Origin of the sequence: Modicisalibacter radicis (assembly GCF_900961225.1) — a bacterium.
Classification (GTDB): domain Bacteria; phylum Pseudomonadota; class Gammaproteobacteria; order Pseudomonadales; family Halomonadaceae; genus Modicisalibacter.
This window is the reverse complement of record NZ_CAAHFN010000098.1, coordinates 189,308-209,604: the sequence shown is the minus strand read 5'-3', so window position 1 is coordinate 209,604 and position 20,297 is coordinate 189,308. Positions and strand designations below refer to the sequence as shown.

The window sequence follows — 20,297 nt, the reverse complement described above, 5'->3', positions numbered from 1 at the left end:
AACACGAGACAGGCGACATGAACGAGCATTCCCCCCGAGTAGGCCTCATAGGTACCGGCCTGATGGGCCACGGCATCGGCAAGAACACCGTCGAGAAGGGCTTCCCGCTGACGATCGTCGCACATCGCAACCGCACGCCGATCGACGACCTGGTCTCGCGCGGCGCCCGGGAGATGACGACAGTCCGTGAACTGGCGGGCGCCTCCGATATCGTCTGCCTGTGCCTGCCGGGCTCGCCCGAGGTCGAGCGGCTCATGGAAGGCCCCGACGGGCTGATCGCAGGGCTGCGTGCCGGAACGATCATCGTTGACGCCTCGACCTCGGACCCCGACTCGACCCTGGCCTTGGCGCCACGGCTGGCGGAGCACGGGGTCACCCTGGTCGACGCGCCGCTGAGTCGCACTGCACGGCATGCCTGGGAAGGCAAGCTGCGAACCCTGGTCGGCGGCGAGGCGGCAACACTCGAACGCCTGACGCCCTGGCTGGAGACCTGGGCCGAGCAGATCATCCACGCCGGGGACCTGGGTGACGGCCACAAGATGAAGCTGCTCAACAACTTCCTGTCGCTGGGTTACGGCGCCCTCTATGCCGAGGCGCTGGCTCTGGCCGCCAGGGTCGGCATCGATGTGTCGCGCTTCGATTCGATCATCCGCGGCGGGCGGACCGACTGCGGCTTCTACCGTACCTACATGCAGTACGTGCTCGAAGGCGATCGCGACGCGCACCCCTTCACGCTGCAAAACGCCTGCAAGGACATGCAATACTTGGATACCATGGCCGACCGGGCCGGCATGCTCAATCCGCTATCGAACGCGGTGAAGAACACCTATGCCCTGGCCGTCAACAGCGACCACGGCGAGGATTACGTTCCCATGATCGCGGAGGTCATCGCCGAGCTCAACGATGTCGACCTGCGCGCTTCGTAAAGAACCGCGGTGCATGAGTGTCGATGGCCCGCAAGTCGCATTTCACTGATTTAGAACAAGAGACCGACATGTCCGACGAAACGACGATTGCCGTGCTCGGAACCGGCATCATGGGTGCACCGATCGCCAGGCGGCTGACCGCTGCCTTTCACCGCGTCACGGTCTGGAACCGCAGCCACGACAAGGTCGCACGGCTTGGCGACGAGGTCCCCGTCGATATCGCCGACACCCCCGGCGCGGCGGTCGAACAGGCCGAAACGGTGATCGTCATGCTCAGCGACGGCCCAGCGTGCGATGCCCTCCTGTTCGGCGACGATGGGGTGCTGTCGATGATGTGTGCCGACAGCACGCTGATCGTGATGAGCTCGATCCCAGTCGACACTGCCGAACGTCAGGCCGAGGCGGCACGGCAACTCGGGATCAACTATCTGGACGCGCCGGTCTCCGGCGGCGAGAAAGGCGCCGTCGACGGCAGTCTGGCGATCATGGTCGGCGGCGAGGCAGCCGCATTCGAGCGCGCCCGGACGCTCTTCGACGTGCTGGGCCGGGCCGTACACGTCGGCCCGGCGGGAAGCGGTCAGTTGACCAAGCTCGCCAACCAGCTGATCGTCGCCAACGGCATCGCCGCGATCGCCGAGGCACTGTTGCTGGCGGAGCGCGGCGGCGCCGACCTCGAGCGCGTCCTGGAAGCGCTTCAGGGCGGCTTCGCCGACTCGACGATCCTGCGGATCCACGGGCGTCGCATGCTCGAGCACGACCATGCGCCCGGCGGTCCGGCCCGATGGCAGTACAAGGACACCCAGACCGCCCTTCGGCAGATGGAGCGTCTCGCGCTCGAGCTACCGGTCAGCCGACTGGTCGACGGGCTCTTCCACGACCTGATCGAGCACGGCGACGGAGCATTGGACCACAGCGCCCTGATCCGCGAACTCAAACGGCGCAACCGGCTGCCACTGGACTGACCGCACGCGATGAAGGAAACACTGATGGACACTAGCCAGGCCGAACTGATCGCCTTCCTGACCAAACGGCTCGGTGCCGACGGGGTCATCGACGACCCCGCGGACTTTCCCCGCTATACCATCGACTGGGCCGGCGACCAGCGCGGCGAGCCGTTGCTCGTTGCCCGACCGCGCACTGCCGAGGAGGTGGCGACGGTCGTCGGCTACTGCCATCATCATGGGATACCCATGGTGGCCCAGGGCGGTCACTCGGGACTGGTTGGCGGTGCGCAGCCCGATGCCGAACGCCGCGAACTCGTGATCAGCCTCGAACGTCTGAACAGGATCCGCCATCTCGACCCCATCAACTTCAGCATGAGCGTGGACAGCGGCTGTCTCCTGCAGACCGTCAAGGACGCCGCCGAGCAAGCGGACTGCTACTTCCCCCTCGCCCTCGGCGCCCAGGGGAGCTGTCAGATTGGCGGCAACGTCTCCACCAACGCCGGCGGTCTCAACGTGCTGCGCTACGGCATGATGCGCCAGCTGGTCCTGGGCCTCGAGGTGGTACTCCCTAATGGTCGCCTCTGGAACGGCATGCATGCATTGCACAAGGACAATCGCGGCTACGAGCTCAAGCAGCTGTTCATCGGTGCCGAAGGGACACTGGGCATCGTCACGGGAGCGGTACTCAAGCTCGCTCCTCGCCCGCAAACAAGACGCACCGCGCTGATCGCCGTACCCGACATCGCCGCCGCATTGAAGCTGTACAGCCAGGCCCGGCGGAGTTGCTGCGATTTGCTTTCGGCGTTCGAGTTGATTCCCCGCGTATGCATGGAACTGGCGTTCGAGGCGACGCCCGCGCTCCCCGACCCGTTGGATGAAGCCCACCCCGTCTATGTCTTGATGGAAGTTTCCGCCAGCGGTCCCGTGGATCTAGACACCATGATCGAACACCTCTTCGAGGCCGGCGCGGACCAGGGCCACGTGCGGGATGGCGTACTCGCCAGCAGCGAGGCACAAGCCGCCCAGCTGTGGCAGATCCGCGAAAGCATGCTGGAGGGCCAGCAAATGCGTGGCGAACATTTACGTACCGATATCTCGCTGCCCATTTCAGCGTTGACGGCGTTCTTCGAAGGCGCCTGCCAAGCCATGACGGAACGCTCCCCCGAAACGCAGGTGATCGCCTACGGGCATATCGGCGACGGTAATCTGCATTTCAACCTCCTGCCGCCCGCGACGCTCGAGCATGGTGCCAAGCAAGCCTTGCTGCATGAACTGGAAGCAATCCTGTTCGACCTCGTCGATGCTCATGAAGGCAGCATCAGCGCCGAGCATGGCATAGGACGCGTCAAGCAACGTCCCTTCCTGGCCGGCCTCGACGATCTCGAACGTGAACTGCTCGACGGACTCAAAAAGCTCTTCGACCCCGACGACCTGATGGCTGCCGGGCGAATTCTGCCGCGCCGGCGATGATCGGCTCCGCTCAGCCAGGCATCGCATGCCTCGCGATCCGGGGCATCTGGCAGCCACCGCCGGCCTGAGGGAGAATGCGCCAGACCGCTTCCCATAGGCAATTCGCGATGACACGTTCTTACTGGCTGGCCGGCAGCCTGCTGCTGCTGGCCGCCCTCGCCTGGCTCGAGGCGCCCCAGCTCTGGGCGCTGGCCACCCTCGACGATTCGCTGGGCGACGCCTTCGCCGCCTTCGCCATCGCCCGGGGGCTCAATGCCACCATCTCGGTGCTGCAATCCTCGACCGTCGACCTGCAGGTATTCCAGATCTCGGTCGGCGAGGCGCTCGACCCGGCCAACGACATGATCGAACGCTTCTCGTGGGTCATGTTCGCCGCCACCGGCTCGCTGGCGCTGCAGAAACTGCTGCTGGGCATCTCGGCCAGTACCGTCATCAAGACGCTGGTCAGCGGAGCCTGCGTGCTGGCCGCGGCGCTGGTGGCGCTACGCGCGCGTGTCGGGCAGAGCGCCGCGCTCAAGCTGGCGCTGGCCGGGATATTCCTGCGCTTCGCGGTGCTGCTGGTGGCGCTGGCCAGCGGCCTGGCCAGCGAGGCGTTTCTCGACGAGCCGCGCCAGGCCACCATGAGTCAGCTGGAAACCACCGAGGAAAGACTATCCGAGATCGCCGACGATCAGATCTCCAACCAGGAACAAGCGCAGAACTGGTGGGAGAAGCTCAAGGGCAGCCTGAGCCATCTGGTCGGCGACCCGGTTGCAAGCGTGGTCGACGGCTTCGACGCGATCACCGACAAGGTCGTCGACCTGACCATGATCTTCATCACCCAGACGATCCTTTTCCCGCTGGGCTTCCTGTACCTGCTCTACCGCCTGGGCGGGCGGCTGTTCGGTCAGGCGCGCCTCGGCGGTCGGTTCGAGCGCCGCCGGCTGCCGCCACGCGAATAAGCAGGAGTCGATAAGGCCTTCAAGGAGGAACACGCATGCCAGCCAATCGCGTCACCGTCTTCGGCGGCACCGGTTTTCTCGGACGGCGCATCGTCATGCGCCTCGCCCGGGCGGGAATCGAGGTGATCGTCGCCGCCCGCCACGCACGCGACGTCGCCGTCCCCGAAGCCAGCGGCAAGGTGGTCTTCCGGCGGACCGACGTCCGCGACGATGCCTCGCTCGCCGCGGCGCTGGAAGGCGCCGATGCCGCGGTCAATGCCGTCAGCCTCTATGTCGAGCGCCGGGGGCTCGGCTTCACCACCATCCACGTCGAAGCCGCCACCCGGCTTGCCCGGCTGGCTGCCGAGAAGCGCACGGGGCTGGTGCATATCTCCGGCATCGGCGTCGACGAGGCCTCGGATTCTGCCTATGTGCGCGCCCGGGCCCGAGGCGAGCGAGCCGTGCGCGAAACCCACCCCGGCGCCGTGGCGCTACGCCCCAGCGTGCTGTTCGGACCCGATGATGCGTTTGCGAGCAGCCTCGCCATGCTCGCCCGGTTGCCGCTCGTGCCGCTGTTCGGTCACGGCGCGACGCGGCTGCAACCGGTCCACGTCAACGATGTCGCCGAGGCCGTGGCGCGGGTCCTTGCGCGGGACATCACCGGCGAAGTGATCGAACTGGGCGGCGCTGGTGTCCATCGCTATCGAGAGCTGGTACGGGCCGCCCAGCAACGCCACGGTCAACACCACCAACTGCTGCCGGTGCCCTTCTCGCTATGGCGCGCCCTGACCGCGCCGCTCGCGGTGCTGCCCGAACCGCCCCTGACCCGCGATCAGGTCATCCTGATGGAAAGCGACAACATCGTCGGTCGGGATGCGACGACCTTCGCGCGGCTGGGGATCGAGCCCCGCGATATCGTAAGGGTCAGTTTTGGCGACCGGGATTGACCCAGAGAAGGATACGCCTGTCGAGCGAAGACAAGAGCGCCAACCCAATTGAGAATGGTTATCAAGGGTGATAACCTCTCCCGATCGCAACGGGGGGAACACGCCATGGCCGCACAGCAAAGCTACCGAATCTTCGATATCACCCTCTCCCGGCGTACCTCGGTCAGCCCCTCGCTGGTCAGGTTCACCTTCACCGGGCCGGAGGTCGGCCAGATGGCCACCCATGCACCGGATCAGCGCATCAAGCTGTTCTTCCCCAGCCCTGATGCCGGCAGCGAAGCCAGCGCCCAAGGCGGGCTCGACGCGCTGTTCGAGATCGCCAAACTGCACGAGCACGACTGGTATGGTGCTTTCCGCGCCCTGCCCGATGCCCAGCGTCCGCCGATGCGTACCTACACCATCCGCGAACTGCGCCCGGCCCGCGCCGAGGTCGACGTCGAGTTCGTGCTCCACGGCGACAACGGCCCCGCCTCGCGCTGGGCGATGCAGGCCCGCCCCGGCGACCGCCTGGCGATGACCGCCCCGGCAGCCGGCACGGACGCCGCCGCGGTGGGTTTCGAGTGGAAGCCGCCGCGGAGCGTGCGCCGGGTCCTCATCGTCGCCGACGAGACCGCCCTGCCGGCGGCCGCCGGGATCCTGGAAGAACTCGCCGCGCGTTCCGACCGCCCGCGGGTGGAAGCGCTGGTCGAGGTGCCGAAGGGCGGCGATGAGCAGGCATTGGCGCCCGGCGCCCAGGTACGCTGGCTGCCGCGCGATGCCGCCCCCGGCTGCACCCACGGCGAGCGGCTGCTGAACGCGGTACGCGAACTCGACCTTGCTCGGGAAATCCGTGCCCTGGGCGGCCAGCCCGCCAGTGCCGACACCGACGAAGAGACGCGGGGCGAAGGCCTGTTCTGGGAAGCCGCGACCGTCGACGACAGCGCCCCCTTCTACGCCTGGATTGCCGCGGAAACCAAGGTGGCGCGGAGCGTTCGTCGCTATCTGGTCAACGAGTGCGGGCTGCCCAAGCGCTACATCACCAGCATGGGCTACTGGTGCAAGGGCAAGGTACTGGGTTAGAACGCTGCCACTATGGCTACGTGATCCGCGAGGAGCAACTATCTCAGCGATGCTATCGAAGCCTTTCGGTGGCTAGTCATGCCGCTGTTTCAAGGCTGTCAGCGACGCAAGGAGCTTGGGGATGTCGTCTCGGATGATGCTCCAGACGGTAGCGTCGTCGATGCCCAGGCAGGCATGGGTCAGCCGGTTGCGTGTCGCGATGATCATGCGCCCCGCACCGCTTTCGGAGACCACACCAACCCACCGTGAATTTTCCCAGGATGGCATGGCTGAAGGATGGCTCGGTTGCCAACTTGCAGGAGGACGGGAGTTCTTGGGCGCGCGATTGAAATTTGGGGAAGTCCCGATACACGTTGGCCAATAATACACCGGTCTGATCTCGCTCGCGCCTATTGCGATCTACTGGAAAGACCTGACATGCTGGGGCAGAAAGGGCAGAGAAAGCCCATAAAGAGGAAACTGTTTTTGCGCCACACCAAGAGTGGCAACCGCCACAGTGTTTTATTCGAGCCACTGCTGCTGCCTTGCGGCATCGTATTGCGGAATCGCCTTGTGAAGGCGGCAATGTCTGACTCCCTGGGCGATGGGACCGGACATCCTACACAAGCACAGATCAGATTGTATCAGCGGTGGGCCGAGGGCGGCGTGGCCCTAGCGATTGTCGGAGAAGTTCAGGGCAGCGGCAAATATGCCGAGAAGCCGGGAAACCTCGTACTCGACGACAACGCCGATCTGGAACGGTTCAGGGCGCTTGCTCGTGCCGGCGCCACACAGGGTGCCCAGCTATGGCTCCAGCTTGGTCACGCCGGTGCCTTGGCCTACCCGCCGACCAGCGCACCCAAAGGGCCAAGCGCACTCAACCTGCCCGGCTTGATCTGCGCTGAGCTGTCGCGGGACGAGATAGCGACATTGCCCTTCGAGTTCGCGCGAACGGCGCGGCTGGCTCGGGACGCGGGTTTCGATGGGGTCGAACTTCATGCGGCGCATGGGTTCCTGATTAGCCAGTTCCTATCACCTCTGTTCAACCGGCGCACCGATGACTATGGCGGTTCCATCGCCGGGCGGATGCGGCTTTTGCTCGAGGTCGTGGAGGCGGTGCGCGCGGCCGTCGGGCCGGATTTCCCCGTTGGCTTGAAGCTCAATTCTTCAGACCAGTTGGAAGGTGGGCTCGACGCCGAAGGCGCATTGTCGGTGATCGCCGCGTTGGACGAGACTGAACTCGACCTGATCGATATCAGTGGTGGAACGTACTTTCCAGGCACCCGGTCCGCTTCTGACCGCGGCGGCAAGGGACCTTACTTCGTCGATTTCACCAAGCGCGCCCGCGCGGTGACGACAAAACCCTTGATGGCGACAGGCGGGTTCAAGACACTGAGCCAGGCTGAGGAGGCTGTGGCCAGCGGAGCGATCGACCTCGTTGGCATGGCTCGGGCGCTTGCCCTAGAGCCGTCACTGCCCAAACTCTGGCAAGCGCGACAAATGGCCGAGCCGGCCTTTCCAAGATTCACCGAAGCTCCAGAGGGCGGCATGACCGCATGGTACACGATGCGGCTGACCGAGATCGGTGAAGATCGCGATCTGGCGGCAACAGGCGACCTGGCAGACGCTTTTGCGACCTATGAGGCACGCGACAAGGAGCGCGCGGAAATCTGGCTCCGCCGTTTCTCAGGGACTTAGAACGCATTTCACAACCGAGTGCTGCAGCCGGGGCAGGTTTTCGCAAGGGCGCTGTAACCCCTTCCCCGGACGCTACTTTCGCCATCTGACCGCCATGGATGACGGAAATGCCGGAATGGAAATGGATCACTTTCCGGCCTTGGCGAAAGACCCTTGCTTCAACCTACCCGACATCCGCGCTATCAGTGTTTTGAAATGTGCTCTTTAACGGATCGACCGGGATCGAATTATATGGCCGAACCTTCCTTATATGATTGGACGATACACAGTCAGCGGAGCGTACGCGCTTCGAATGCCCGCACGACGGCGATCATGTCTTCCTCTGCGCAGCCCATGGCTTCCGTTTCCGCGTAGAGTGCCTCGCAGACCTTCATCAACGGAAACGCCATGCCTGCCGCCCTCGCCGCCTCGATCACCAGCCGGCTGTTTTTCAGCACGTCGGAGATCCCGGCCTGCCGCGCGAAATCGCGATGGCGGAGTTTTTCGATCTTCATCTTCGAGACATCGCTGGCCATCGGTCCGGCGTTCAGGATTTCCGCGAAGCGGACCATGTCGAGATCGTGCCGCGCCGCGAAATGCCCGGCTTCGGCGAGCCCGGTCACCATGGTAATCAGAAACGTGTTTACCGCTAGCTTCATATGTAGCGCGCCGGGGACCTCGCCGCAGTCGAAGACCTGCTTGCAGATCGGAGCGAGAAGCGGGCGCAGAAGGTCGAGGTCTACGGCATTGCCGGCGAGCATGCCAACGAGCTGTCCCGCCTCCGCCGGTTTGCGCGAGCCTGACACCGGGGCTTCGACATAGCGACCGCCGGACGCTCGGATATCCTCCGAGAGCTGCCGGGAATACTCCGCCGACACCGTGCCCATCGAGACTATGCATCGTTTCTCCACACGCCTGGCAAAGCTGGTCGTGCCACGCCCCAGTACCGCATCCGTGGCAATATCGTTCTCCAGCATCAGGAGGACGGTGCCGCAACGGGCGAAAAGGTCGTCCAGGTCAGATGCAACACCGGCTCCGGCCTGCGCCAGTGAGGCGCAACGGTCCGGCGTCCGGTTCCAGACGAAGAGCGGTGTGCCGGCCTTGGCGAGGTTCAGTGCCATGGGAGTGCCCATCGTGCCGAGCCCGATAAAGCCTATCGGTTTACCTGCTATCATGGTCGTTTCCTTGATCGCAATCGGTTCACGCGGCGGTCGCATCATCGAGCAGGGCGTGCCCACTCTTAGCCACCGTAACCGGGTCGAGCATGATGTTGCGCGCCGTATGGTGACGTAGACGATCCACAACCGTTTCGGCAATCCGGGCGTTGGGGATCATTCCGATCATGCCCGCAACTCGCGCACCAGGTCCGCCGCCTGCCGCGCCACGCCCGAGACGTCGAGGCTCAGTGCGAGGTCGGGCCCGTCGAGATCGGCGAGTTGGACCCATCGCGCTTCCAGCGCATCGTCGCCGGCGATCGGCTCCCCGGCGGTCCAGCGGCACAGCACGGCGATCAGGATAAAGTGCCGGCACAGCCCTCCACTTTCGTCCCGCTCATAAGCATCTACGGCGGTGAAGACGCACAGCGCCTCGGCCGCCACGCCTGTTTCCTCCAGCAATTCGCGCAATGCGGCATCGGAGATCGTCTCACCCGCTTCGATCTTGCCACCCGGAAATCCCCATTGTCCGGCATCCGGCGGATTGGCCCTTTGGACCAGCAGCACTTGGCCGTGGCGTATCACCGCCGCGATTGCCGCTGCGATGGGTCGCGCAGGCGTGTCGGGAAAAGGGTCTGCGGTGGTTGTCGGCATGGCAGCCTCGCCTCTTGAGGCCGGCAAAGGAGCGCGCGGCGTTCCCGTCCCTTCGCCGGCATGCTCCGGATCAGGTTCAAAGGGTCACTGCGCTGCGCGTTGCCATCACGGCAGATGGGCCAACAGTATCTCAGCCCCTTGACGGGACACCCCCAGTATTGAGGAGCATAGCAAACGTTACCCTGTGACATACCCGTGCGGCCTCGCCATTGAGGGCGACGATCCGGCGGGCATAGACGGCCAGAGCCTCGCCGGCTTCGGTCGGAACCAGACCTCTCCCTTTTCAGACAAAGAGTTGAGTGCCCGCCTGCTGCTCAAGCTTTTTGAGCTGCATGCTGATCGCGACCGTCCGAACTCCACAACCGCCCGCGCGAAACTGCGTCATTCGATTCCGGCCACAGCGCGTAGTGCATCGATATCAAAGGCTCGGTTCATCGTCGATACCTCCGTTCGGGTTACGATAACATGCTTCTCCGCTTTGCTCTCGCCGCTCGCTGGGGCACCATTACCCTGCTCATTTATCCAGTCATGCAGGATCGCCATGCCCCTCGCTTCGTCACCTGCCCTCCAGCCCGGCTTCATGGCCATCCACGGCAACCGCCTGGAGGACCTGCGCGGCGTGGCCGTGGAGTGGATGAAACGTCATCCGCTCGCGCCGCTGGAAAACGAGACGATCCTGGTCCAGAGCAACGGCATCGCCCAATGGATGAAACTGGCCCTGGCCGCCGATGAGCGCGACGATGGCACCGGCGGCTCGGGTATCGCCGCCTCGTTGAACATCGCCCTGCCGGCACGCTTCTTGTGGCAGGCCTACCGCGCTGTGCTCACCCATGTCGAGAGCGACCCCGACGCCGTGCCGGTCTCGTCGCCGTTCGACAAGTCGCGGCTGCTGTGGCGCCTGCTGCGCCTGCTGCCGGAGCTGATGGGACGCGAAGTCTTCGCCCCGCTGCGCCAGTTCCTCGACGGCGACGACGACCTGCGCAAGCATCACCAGCTCGCCGAGCGCCTGGCCGACCTGTTCGACCAGTACCAGGTCTACCGCGCCGACTGGCTGGACGCCTGGAGCCGTGGCGAGGACGTGCTGATCACCGCCCGCGGCGAAGCCCGGCCCTTGGACGAGAGCCAGTGCTGGCAGCCGGCCCTGTGGCGAGCGCTCGTCGAGGATGTCGGCGACGGCGGCGTCGAGTCCAGCCGGGCGCGGGTCCATCGCCGCTTCCTCGACGCCGCCGAGTCGCTCGTTAGCGGCGCTCCTCCGCCCGGGCTGCCGCGCCGGGTGATGGTCTTCGGAATCTCGTCGTTGCCCCAGCAGGCGCTCGAGGCGCTGGCGGTCATCGCGCGTTGCTGTCAGGTGGTGCTGTGCGTGCACAACCCCTGCCAGCACTACTGGGCCGACATCATCGAACACAAGGACCTGCTGCGTGCCGAACGCTATCGCCAGCGCCGCAAGCCGGGGATGCCGGCACGCCTCGACGTGCTCGGGGACGGCGACGGCGAGGCCGGCCTGCATCTGCACGCCCAGCCGCTGCTCGCCGCCTGGGGCAAGCAGGGCCGCGACTACCTGCGGCTGCTCGACGAGCACGACGACAGCCAGCAGTACGCGGGACTGTTCGCCGCCGAGGCGCTGCGCATCGACCTGTTCGAGCCGTTCGTCGACAGCCGTGGCGAGCAACGCCTGCTCAATCAATTGCAGGACGACATCCGCGAACTGCGCCCGCCCCACGAGACCCGCGAGACCTGGCCGGCGGTAAATGCCCGGCGCGACGACTCGATCGTCTTTCATGTCGCCCACAGCCCCCAGCGCGAGGTCGAGATCCTCCACGATCAGCTGCTCGCCGCGTTCAACGACGATCCCGAGCTGCGCCCGCGGGACATCATCGTCATGGTGCCGGACATCGACCAGTACGCGCCGCACATTCAGGCCGTGTTCGGCCAGTATCAACGCAGCCGCCATGGCCATGACTGCGATCAGGGCCGGCAGGAACGCGACGACCCGCGCTTCATCCCCTATACCCTCTCCGACCAGGGCAGCCGCCACCGTCTGCCGCTGCTGATCGCCCTGGAAACCCTGCTGCGCCTTCCTGAGCTGCGCCTGTCGGTGAGCGAGCTGCTCGATCTGATCGACGTGCCGGCACTGCGCGAGCGCTTCGGCATCGACGAAAACGACCTGCCGACCCTGCGCCGATGGATCGAGGGCGCCGGCATCCGCTGGGGCCTGCATGGCGAGCAGCGGGCGAGCCTCGACCTGCCCGACGGCATGGAACAGAACACCTGGGCCTTCGGCCTGCGCCGGCTGCTGCTCGGTTACACCGTGGGCGAGGCTGCTGACGGCCCCTGGCGGGACATCGAGCCGTACGACGACATCGGCGGCCTGGAAGCACAGCTCGCCGGGCCGCTGGCCAGCCTGCTGGAAACCCTCGAGCGCCAGTGGCACGCGCTACGCGAACCCACCGACGTCGACGGTTGGGTCCAGCGTCTGAGACGGCTGCTCGAGGAGAGCTTCAGCGGCGACGACGCCCGGGACAGCCTGATGCTCACGCAGCTCGAACAGGCCCTGCAGGACTGGCAGGAGAGCGCCGAGGAAGCCGGGCTGACCCGCGACCTGCCGCTGTCGGTGGTGCGCGAACATTGGCTCGGCCAGATCGACGAGCACAGCCTGTCGCAACGTTTCATGGCCGGCGCGGTCAACTTCGCCACGCTGATGCCGATGCGCGCCATCCCGTTCAAGCGGGTCTGCCTGCTGGGCATGAACGATGGCGACTACCCGCGCAGCCACCCGCCGATGGACTTCGACCTGATGAACGGCGACTACCGCCCCGGCGACCGCTCGCGACGCGAGGACGACCGCTACCTGTTTCTCGAGGCGCTGCTCTCGGCCCGCGACCAGTTCTACGTCAGTTGGGTGGGCCGCAGCATCGTCGACAATGCCGAGAAGCCGCCCTCGGTGCTGGTCGGCCAGCTGCGCGACCACCTCGCGGCCGGCTGGCACTCCGGGAACGACGAAACGCTGTTGAGCGCCCTGACCACCGTGCACCCGCTACAACCGTTCAGCCGCGCCTATTTCCCCGACGCCAGCCAGCAGGCGGCACGCCGCATCGCCGACCGGCGGCTGTTCACCCATGCCCACGAGTGGCATGCCGTGCACGGCGAGGCAACCCCGCTGGCCGAGAGCGGCGAACTCGGCGAATTCACCCAGGAGGGCCCGCTCACGCTGGTCCAGCTCGGCAATTTCCTGCGCGACCCGGCCCGGGCCTTCTTCAACACCCGGCTCAAGGTGTTCCTCGACCGGGAGGACCTCACCAGCCTGGACCACGAACCGTTCGCCCTGGATGGCCTGGGCAACTGGCAACTGCAGGACCTGCTGATCCAGGCCCAGCGCCGCGCCATCGACCGGGGCGAGCCCCGCGAGCCGGCCATGCGCGCCACGCTGGACCGCCTGGAGGGCCAGGGCGTGCTGGCGATGGGCGCGTTCGGCAACCGTATGCGCGAGACGCTCATCGAGCCGATGGACGAGCTGTTCGAGGCCTACGAACAGGCACTCGAGGAGTGGCCGCATGCCGTCGGCGAGCCGGAGCCGATCGGCCTTGAAGTGGCGCCGGGGCTGCTGCTCGAGGATTGGCTGGACGAGTTGCGCCGGGGCGACGACGGCAACCGTTGCCGTCTGCTGCTTTCCACCAGCAGCCTGATCAAGAACAGCAAGTACCACTGGCACCACCTCTTGCGGCCCTGGGTGGCGCACTTGTCAGGTCACTTGCAAGACGAGCCGCTGACCACCCGGCTGCTTTCCAAGGCCGGCCACGTGACCCTGCCACCGCTGGAGCCCGGGCAGGCCCGCGCTCACCTGCACGAGCTGATCGCTGCCTGGCAGGCCGGCATGCGCGAGCCGCTGCCGCTGGCCATCGGTAGCGCCTTCGTCTGGCTGAGCAAGCTTGGCCCCCACGATACCCCGGATGAGGTCGCGCCGGATCACGACGCCTGGCAGGCCGCTCGCAAGCTCTACGAGGGCGACGGCTACAACGCTGGCGAAGTCGACCGCAACCCCTATCTCGCCCACCGCTGGCCGAACTTCCGCGCCCTGGTCGAGGCCAACCGCCACCGGCCCGACGGCTTCGCCCAGTTGGCCGATCGACTGCTCAAACCCGTGCACGACGCGGTCAAGGGAGGCGGAAAATGAGCGACGTCACGCAGTTGGACCCACTCGGCTTTCCACTGCACGGCAGCCGCCTGATCGAAGCCAGCGCCGGCACCGGCAAGACCTTCACCATCGCCCTGCTCTACGTGCGGCTGGTGCTCGGCGCGCGTTCGGATAGCGACGAGGCCGCCTTCGAGCGCCCGCTGACCCCGCCCGAGATCCTGGTGGTGACCTTCACCAACGCCGCCACCCAGGAGCTGCGCGAACGGATTCGTTCGCGGCTGGTAGAAGCCGCCGGAGTTTTTCTCTCTCCACAGGCGCCCGAAGCCACGCCCACTGATGATGGCAGCACACACGCCGGGGAGACACCGGGGACAGGCCCTAGCGAGGGTCTTTTTCCAGGGAAGGAAAAAGTAGCGCCCAGGGATGGGTTCACAGCGCCCTCGCAGAGGCCTGTCGCCGGACCAGCCCCGATTGCCGAGGCTGCCGACAGCCAAGCCGACTCGCTGCTGCTTCAACTGCGCGACGACTACCCCGAGGCCAGCTGGCCCGCCTGCGCGCGACGCCTGCAGCTCGCCGCCGAATGGATGGACGAGGCCGCGGTATCGACCATCCACAGCTGGTGCTACCGCATGCTGCGCGAACACGCCTTCGACAGCGGCAGCCTGTTCTCGCTGAACCTGGAGAACGACCAGACCGAGCTGGAGCTAGAGGTGGTGCGCGACTACTGGCGCAGTTTCTACTACCCGCTCGACGCCGAGGCGCTGGCCAGCGTGGTGCGCCACTGGGACTCGCCCGAGGCGCTGCACCGGGCGGTGCGCGAGCTGATGCCCGAATGCGAGGCGCTGGACAAGGGCGCCCCGCCCCCCGGGGAAACCGTGGCCCGCACCCAGCACGAAACCGCGCGGCGCCTGGCCGAGCTCAAGGCGCCCTGGCCGGCGTGGCTCGACGAGTGCGAGGCGCTGTTCGAGGACGCCGCCAGGCAGAAAGCCTTCAAGGGCCAGAGCTTCAACGCCAGAAGCCGTGCCAACTGGCTCGGCGCACTGCGCGAGTGGTGCCACAACGATGCCACCTGGCCCGGCCTGACGCCCGCCGCCTGGAAGCGCCTGACGCCGCAAGGCATGGCCGAGATCTGGCTCAAGGGCGAGCCGCCCGATCACTCGGCGCTGGCCGCGCTGGAACGCCTGCAGGCCGAGCTGCGGGCCCTGCCCAACCCCTATGCCGGCCTGCTCACCCACGCCGTGCACTGGTGCCGCGAGCGGCTCGACCGCGAGCAGCAGCGCCGCGCCGAGATGGGCCCCAACGAGCTGTTGAACCACCTCGACCGTGCCCTGGCCGGCCCCAACTGCGAGGCATTGGGCGCGCAGATCCGCCGCCAGTTCCCGGTGGCGCTGGTCGACGAGTTCCAGGACACCGACCCGGTGCAGTACCGCATCTTCGACTGCGTCTACCGTATCCGCGAGAACCGCCGCGAGTGCGGCGTCTTCCTGATCGGCGATCCCAAGCAGGCGATCTACGCCTTCCGCGGCGCCGACATCCATACGTACCTGCGCGCGCGCCGCGACACCGACGGCCGCCACGTCACCCTGGGCACCAACTACCGCTCCAGCACCGACATGGTCGCCGCGGTCAATCGCTGCTTCGCGCATGCCGAGACGCATCCGCCCGGGGCCTTCCTGTTCAAGGAGCCCGACGGCAAAAATCCGGTGCCCTTCATCGACGTCGGCGCCAAGGGCCGCAAGGACTCGTTCGCCGTGGATGGCCAGCCGCTGCCCGCCATGACCCTGTGGCAGCTCGATGCCGACGAGCCGCTCTCCAAGACCGCCTACCATGGCGAGATGGCCGAGCGCTGCGCCTCGCACATGGTCGAGCTGCTGGAACAGGGCCAGCGCGGCCGCGCCGGGTTTGCCGGCGGCGACGCGTTCAAGGCGCTCAAGCCCTCCGACATGGCGGTGCTGGTCAACGGCCTGGGCGAGGCGCGGGCGATCCGGCAGGCACTGGCTCGGCGCGGGGTGAAGAGCGTCTATCTCTCCGACAAGGACAAGGTGTTCGCCTCGCCCATGGCCGCGCAACTGGAAGCCTGGCTGCACGCCTGCGCCGAGCCCGACGACGCGCGCAAGCTGCACGCCGCCCTGGCGATGCCCGCGCTGGGACTGGATATCGCCACGCTCTCCGCCCTGAACGAGGACGAACTGGCCTGGGAAGACCGGGTGATGCAGTTCCGCGACTACCACCGCCTGTGGCAGGACCAGGGCGTGCTGCCGCTGGTGCGCCGGCTGGTCAACGACTTCGCCATCGCCACGCGGCTGCTGGGCGGCGGGCCGGCCAGCGAGGGCGAGCGCTTGCTAACCGACCTGCTGCACCTCGGCGAACTCCTGCAACAGGCCAGCCAGGAACTCGATGGCGAACATGCGCTGATCCGCTTTCTGGCCGAGTCCATCGCCCATCCCGAAGAACAGGGCGATACCCACAAGCTGCGCCTGGAGAGCGATGCCGACCTGGTGCAGGTGATCACCATCCACAAGTCCAAGGGACTCGAGTACCCGCTGGTGTTTTTGCCGTTCATCTGCGGGCATCGCCCGACCAGGGCCGACGACTCGCCGCTGCGCTGGCACGACGCCGAAGGCCGGCTGCGCGTCAGCCTGGAAGCCGACGACGAGATGCTGGCGATCGTCGACCGCGAACGCCTGGGCGAGGACTTGCGCAAGCTCTACGTTGCCCTGACCCGTGCACGCCACGCCACCTGGCTGGGCATGGCGCCGCTCAAGGGCCTAGAAGACAGCGCCATCGGCCAGATGCTCGACAACGGCGCCGCCATCGCGCCCGCCGACTTCGGCGCGGCCCTCGGCCGACTGCGCGGCGACTGCGGCAGCATCCGGACCGAGCCAGCTCCGCAGGCGCATGCCCGGGTCGTCGACCTGGACGGCACCGACCAGCCCCTCGGCGCGGCGCGCGTGCCCGGGCGTCCGGCCCGCGAGCACTGGTGGATCGCCAGCTACTCGGCGCTTCGCGTCTCCGCCGACAGCACACCGGTGGATGCAATCGAACCCGCCCCAGTAAGCGCCAACACCCGCCACAGCGCCCCGGCCATGGCGCCTGCCGCCATCTCGTCCATCGGCCCGGCCGAGGGCACGGCGCTGCCCGAACCGGCCACCGCGCTGGAAGCCACCGCCCTGGAAGTGATCGCCGAGCCCCGTGACCATGACCTCGGCGAGCAAACCGCCAACCTGCACCGTTTCCCGCGCGGCCCCGGCACCGGCACCTTCCTGCATGGGATTCTCGAGTGGGCCGGCAGGCAGGGCTTCGCCCGGGCGGCCGCCGACCCCGTCGCCCGGGAGGATGCCCTGGCCCGGCGCCTGAACCTGCGCGGCTGGTCGCAATGGCTGCCCAGCCTGCATGAATGGTTCGGCGCGCTGCTCAGCGCCCCGCTGCCACTGCCCCAGGCGGGCAGCCAGTGCCGACTGGATTCGCTGACCACCTACCAGGTGGAAATGGAGTTCTGGTTCGCCGCCAACCGCGTCGACACCCGACGCCTGGACGCCCTCGTAAGCGCTCACACACTCGCTGGCACCCCACGCTCGCCGCTCGACGCCGACACGCTCAACGGCATGCTCAAGGGCTTCATCGACCTGGTGTTCGAGTGCGAGGGGCGCTATTACGTCGTCGACTGGAAGTCCAACCACCTGGGCCCGGACGACGCCGCCTACAGTCCTGAGGCGATGCGCCTGGCGGTGGCCGGGAAGCGCTACGACCTGCAGTTCGCGCTCTACCTGCTCGCCCTGCACCGGCTGCTCAAGGCACGCCTGCCGGATTACGAGTTCGAGCGCCACATCGGCGGCTCGCTGACGGTCTTTCTGCGCGGCACGAACGCCGAGAGTCACGGCGTGTATGCCGAGCGTCCGCCCCGCGAGCTGATCGAGGCGATGGACGCGCTATTCCGGGGCCACGACCACACCGCCGCCGAGCGAGCGCCGACCGACACGGAGACGCCGGCATGACCAAGCGCACCCCTGGGCAGGAAGGCCAGCACAAGGGCAAGCGAGGCGGCAACCACGACGCCACGCCCGATCTGTTCGACGCTGCCGCCGATGAGTCGGGCGCGACGCACGAGGCCGCGCCAGCCCCCGGAGCCAGCGACACGACGCCGGCCCCGAACCCCGCGCTGCGGGAGGTCGACGCGCTGATCGCCCTGCTCGACCGCTGGGTGGCACGTGGCTGGCTGCGCGCGCTGGACCGCGCCCTGGCGGTGTTCCTGCATCGCGAAGTAAGCGATTGCTCGCCTCTGCTGCTGCTCGCCGCCGCCCTGGCCAGTCATCAGCTCGGCCGCGGCCATGTGTGCCTGGATCTCGCCCGGACCCTGGCCGCCCCCAACCTGGCGCTCTCGCTGCCGCCGGAGGGCGACGACCTCAGCGACCCGCCGCCGCTACCCAGCCAGGTGCTGGAAGGGCTGGACCTCGAACGCTGGCGCACCGCGCTCGAACACCCGCTGCTGGTCGCCGACGGACGCGACGGACGCCCCGGCAACACCCCGCTGGTCAAGCGCGAAGGCCCCGGTAGCGCCCGGCTCTACCTGCGCCGCTACTGGCAATACGAGCAGGACATTCGCCGTCAGATCGATGCCAAGCTGGCGGCAAGCGAGCCCGATACCAGAGGCTCGACTCAGGATCCCATCGGGAATGAATTCCCTCCCACAAGCCCAAGGCCGAATCCAGGCTCTCAGCCTGCTGCCAGCCATGGGAGCGAACCTGTTCGCGATGAGTCGGCCCCCCAGCTTCGCCAGGCTCTGGATGCGCTGTTCCCCGGCAATGTCCCAACGCCCGGCCCCGACTGGCAGAAGATCGCCTGCGCCCTGGCCGCCCGCGCGCATTTCGCGGTGATCACCGGCGGCCCCGGCACCGGCAAGACCACCACCGTGGTCAAGCTGCTCGCCCTGCTGCAGTCGCAACAGCTCGCCCGCACCCGGCGCGCGCTGCGTATTCGCCTGGCCGCGCCCACCGGCAAGGCCGCCGCGCGGCTCAACGAATCGATCGCCGGGCAGGTCGGCGGCTTGACGCTGGGCGGCGTCAGCGACGACCCCGAGGCACTCAGGCGGCAGATCCCCACCGAGGTGACGACGCTGCACCGTCTGCTCGGCTCGCGGCCGGACACCCGCCATTTCCGCCACCATGCCGACAACCCGCTGGCGCTGGACGTGTTGGTGATCGACGAAGCCTCGATGGTCGACATCGAGATGATGGCCGCCGTGCTCGGCGCACTGCCGCCGGGAGCCCGGCTGATCCTGCTCGGCGACAAGGACCAGCTCGCCTCGGTGGAAGCCGGCGCGGTGCTCGGCGACCTGTGCCAGCGCGCCGAGGGCGGCCACTACACTCCGGCGACCTGCCAGTGGCTGCAACAGGCGACCGGCGCCACGATCCCCGATCCCTACCGGGACGCGGACGGCCAGCCGCTCGACCAGGCCATCGCCATGCTGCGCGTCAGCCACCGCTTCGATGCCACCAGCGGCATCGGCCAGCTCGCCCAGGCCGTCAACGCCCCGCTCGCCGGCAACCACCAGCCCCGCAACAAGAAGCACGCCATCCGCGATGTGTTTCAGCAGGGGTTCGCCGATATCGCCCTCCTTACCCTGGCTGATGGCGACGACCCGGCCTTCGAACGGCTGGTGATCGGCGGCAATCCGACCGGCTTCGTCGACCGGGGCATGGGCCGGCAGCATCGCGGCAAGGCGCTCGCCCCGCCCACCGGCTACCGCCACTATCTCGAGGTGCTCAGGCAACGGCACCCCCCGGCCGGCAGCGACCCGCAGACCCATCGCGGCACGTACGACGACTGGGCGCTGGCCGTGCTCGAGGCGCATAATCGTTTCCAGCTGCTGTGCGCGCTGCGCAAGGGCCCATGGGGCGTGGAGGGCCTGAACCTGCGCATTGCCAAGGCACTGCGGCGCGAGCGGCTGATCAGCGCCAGCGACGCCGAACTCGAGCGCGGCTGGTACCTTGGCCGCCCGGTGCTCGTCACCCGCAACGACTACGGACTGGGCCTGATGAACGGCGACATCGGCATCACCCTCGCCCTGCCGAACCCCGAGGCCCCGAACAGAAGCGTGCTGCGCGTCGCTTTCCCCACCGCCGATGCCGAAAAGCCCATCAGATGGGCACTGCCCAGCCGCCTGCAGGCGGTGGAAACCGTCTTCGCCATGACCGTGCACAAGTCCCAGGGTTCGGAATTCACTCACACCGCCCTGCTGCTGCCCGACGCGCCCAACCCCATCCTGACGCGAGAGCTGGTCTACACCGGCATAACACGCGCCAGGCACTGGCTGAGCCTGGTGGAAACGGGACGCGGCATACTCGATGAAGCAGTATTGAGAGAGGTGGTTCGAATGAGCGGGCTGGAGGGGCTACAGTCACGCAGCGACACCAGTGGCTTGGCTGAATAGCCATA

General features: G+C 67.1%; 15 protein-coding genes and 1 riboswitch. Of the genes, 10 read left to right on the top strand and 5 right to left on the bottom strand.

The window, feature by feature from the left end; translation table 11 throughout:
• Positions 1-17: 17 nt before the first annotated feature.
• The 6 genes from HR9077_RS18105 to HR9077_RS18080 all read left to right on the top strand — a co-directional run bounded on the left by HR9077_RS18105 (position 18) and on the right by HR9077_RS18080 (position 6,266).
• Entirely contained in the window at positions 18-926 is a 909-nt protein-coding gene (locus HR9077_RS18105) for an NAD(P)-dependent oxidoreductase (RefSeq protein WP_136068692.1), read from the top strand.
• Positions 927-994: 68 nt separating this feature from the next.
• Entirely contained in the window at positions 995-1,888 is an 894-nt protein-coding gene (locus HR9077_RS18100; protein WP_136068691.1) for an NAD(P)-dependent oxidoreductase, read from the top strand.
• Between the two features lie 24 nt (positions 1,889-1,912).
• Entirely contained in the window at positions 1,913-3,340 is a 1,428-nt protein-coding gene (locus tag HR9077_RS18095) for an FAD-binding oxidoreductase (RefSeq protein ID WP_136068690.1), read from the top strand.
• Between the two features lie 107 nt (positions 3,341-3,447).
• The gene (locus HR9077_RS18090) at positions 3,448-4,281 is read left to right on the top strand and encodes a prefoldin domain-containing protein (RefSeq protein WP_136068689.1); all 834 of its coding nucleotides are present in this window, start codon (positions 3,448-3,450) and stop codon (positions 4,279-4,281) included.
• Positions 4,282-4,316: 35 nt separating this feature from the next.
• Entirely contained in the window at positions 4,317-5,207 is an 891-nt protein-coding gene (locus HR9077_RS18085) for an SDR family NAD(P)-dependent oxidoreductase (protein ID WP_136068688.1), read from the top strand.
• Between the two features lie 105 nt (positions 5,208-5,312).
• Complete coding sequence (locus HR9077_RS18080) at positions 5,313-6,266, top strand: siderophore-interacting protein (protein ID WP_136068687.1); 954 nt, start codon at positions 5,313-5,315, stop codon at positions 6,264-6,266.
• A gap of 72 nt (positions 6,267-6,338) precedes the next feature.
• On the opposite strand, the gene HR9077_RS18075 is transcribed toward HR9077_RS18080, so the two are convergent.
• A complete protein-coding gene (locus tag HR9077_RS18075) occupies positions 6,339-6,473 on the bottom strand; it encodes a HepT-like ribonuclease domain-containing protein (RefSeq protein WP_244613345.1) in 135 nt (44 codons plus the stop codon).
• 210 nt (positions 6,474-6,683) lie between these two features.
• Between HR9077_RS18075 and HR9077_RS18070 the strand changes: the two genes are divergently transcribed.
• Entirely contained in the window at positions 6,684-7,943 is a 1,260-nt protein-coding gene (locus HR9077_RS18070; RefSeq protein WP_136068685.1) for an NADH:flavin oxidoreductase/NADH oxidase family protein, read from the top strand.
• A gap of 269 nt (positions 7,944-8,212) precedes the next feature.
• Here the strand turns inward: HR9077_RS18070 and HR9077_RS18065 are convergent, their stop codons facing one another.
• From HR9077_RS18065 to HR9077_RS22040, 4 genes are all read right to left on the bottom strand, one after another.
• Entirely contained in the window at positions 8,213-9,097 is an 885-nt protein-coding gene (locus HR9077_RS18065) for an NAD(P)-dependent oxidoreductase (protein WP_136068684.1), read from the bottom strand.
• Positions 9,098-9,122: 25 nt separating this feature from the next.
• Entirely contained in the window at positions 9,123-9,266 is a 144-nt protein-coding gene (locus HR9077_RS22045) for a bifunctional hydroxymethylpyrimidine kinase/phosphomethylpyrimidine kinase (RefSeq protein ID WP_210725968.1), read from the bottom strand.
• Positions 9,263-9,730: an NUDIX hydrolase gene (locus HR9077_RS18055; protein WP_136068682.1), complete on the bottom strand. Its 468-nt coding sequence runs from the start codon at positions 9,728-9,730 to the stop codon at positions 9,263-9,265. The genes HR9077_RS22045 and HR9077_RS18055 overlap by 4 nt, the downstream gene beginning before the upstream one ends.
• A gap of 29 nt (positions 9,731-9,759) precedes the next feature.
• A riboswitch (TPP riboswitch) is annotated at positions 9,760-9,894 on the bottom strand.
• 217 nt (positions 9,895-10,111) lie between these two features.
• Positions 10,112-10,273 carry a hypothetical protein gene (locus HR9077_RS22040; protein WP_210725967.1) on the bottom strand — a complete coding sequence of 54 codons (162 nt, stop codon included), beginning with the start codon at positions 10,271-10,273 and terminating at the stop codon, positions 10,112-10,114.
• Here HR9077_RS22040 and recC point away from each other — a divergent pair.
• The 3 genes from recC to recD are packed head-to-tail and all read left to right on the top strand — an operon-like array spanning position 10,272 to position 20,292.
• Positions 10,272-13,901, top strand: a complete 3,630-nt coding sequence (gene recC, locus HR9077_RS18045) for an exodeoxyribonuclease V subunit gamma (RefSeq protein ID WP_136068681.1) — start codon at positions 10,272-10,274, stop codon at positions 13,899-13,901. The genes HR9077_RS22040 and recC overlap by 2 nt on opposite strands.
• Positions 13,898-17,857, top strand: a complete 3,960-nt coding sequence (gene recB, locus HR9077_RS18040) for an exodeoxyribonuclease V subunit beta (RefSeq protein WP_136068680.1) — start codon at positions 13,898-13,900, stop codon at positions 17,855-17,857. The genes recC and recB overlap by 4 nt, the downstream gene beginning before the upstream one ends.
• On the top strand, positions 17,854-20,292 hold the full coding sequence (gene recD / locus HR9077_RS18035) for an exodeoxyribonuclease V subunit alpha (protein WP_136068679.1): 2,439 nt from the start codon (positions 17,854-17,856) through the stop codon (positions 20,290-20,292). Before recB ends, recD begins: the two co-directional genes overlap by 4 nt.
• Positions 20,293-20,297 lie beyond the last annotated feature (5 nt).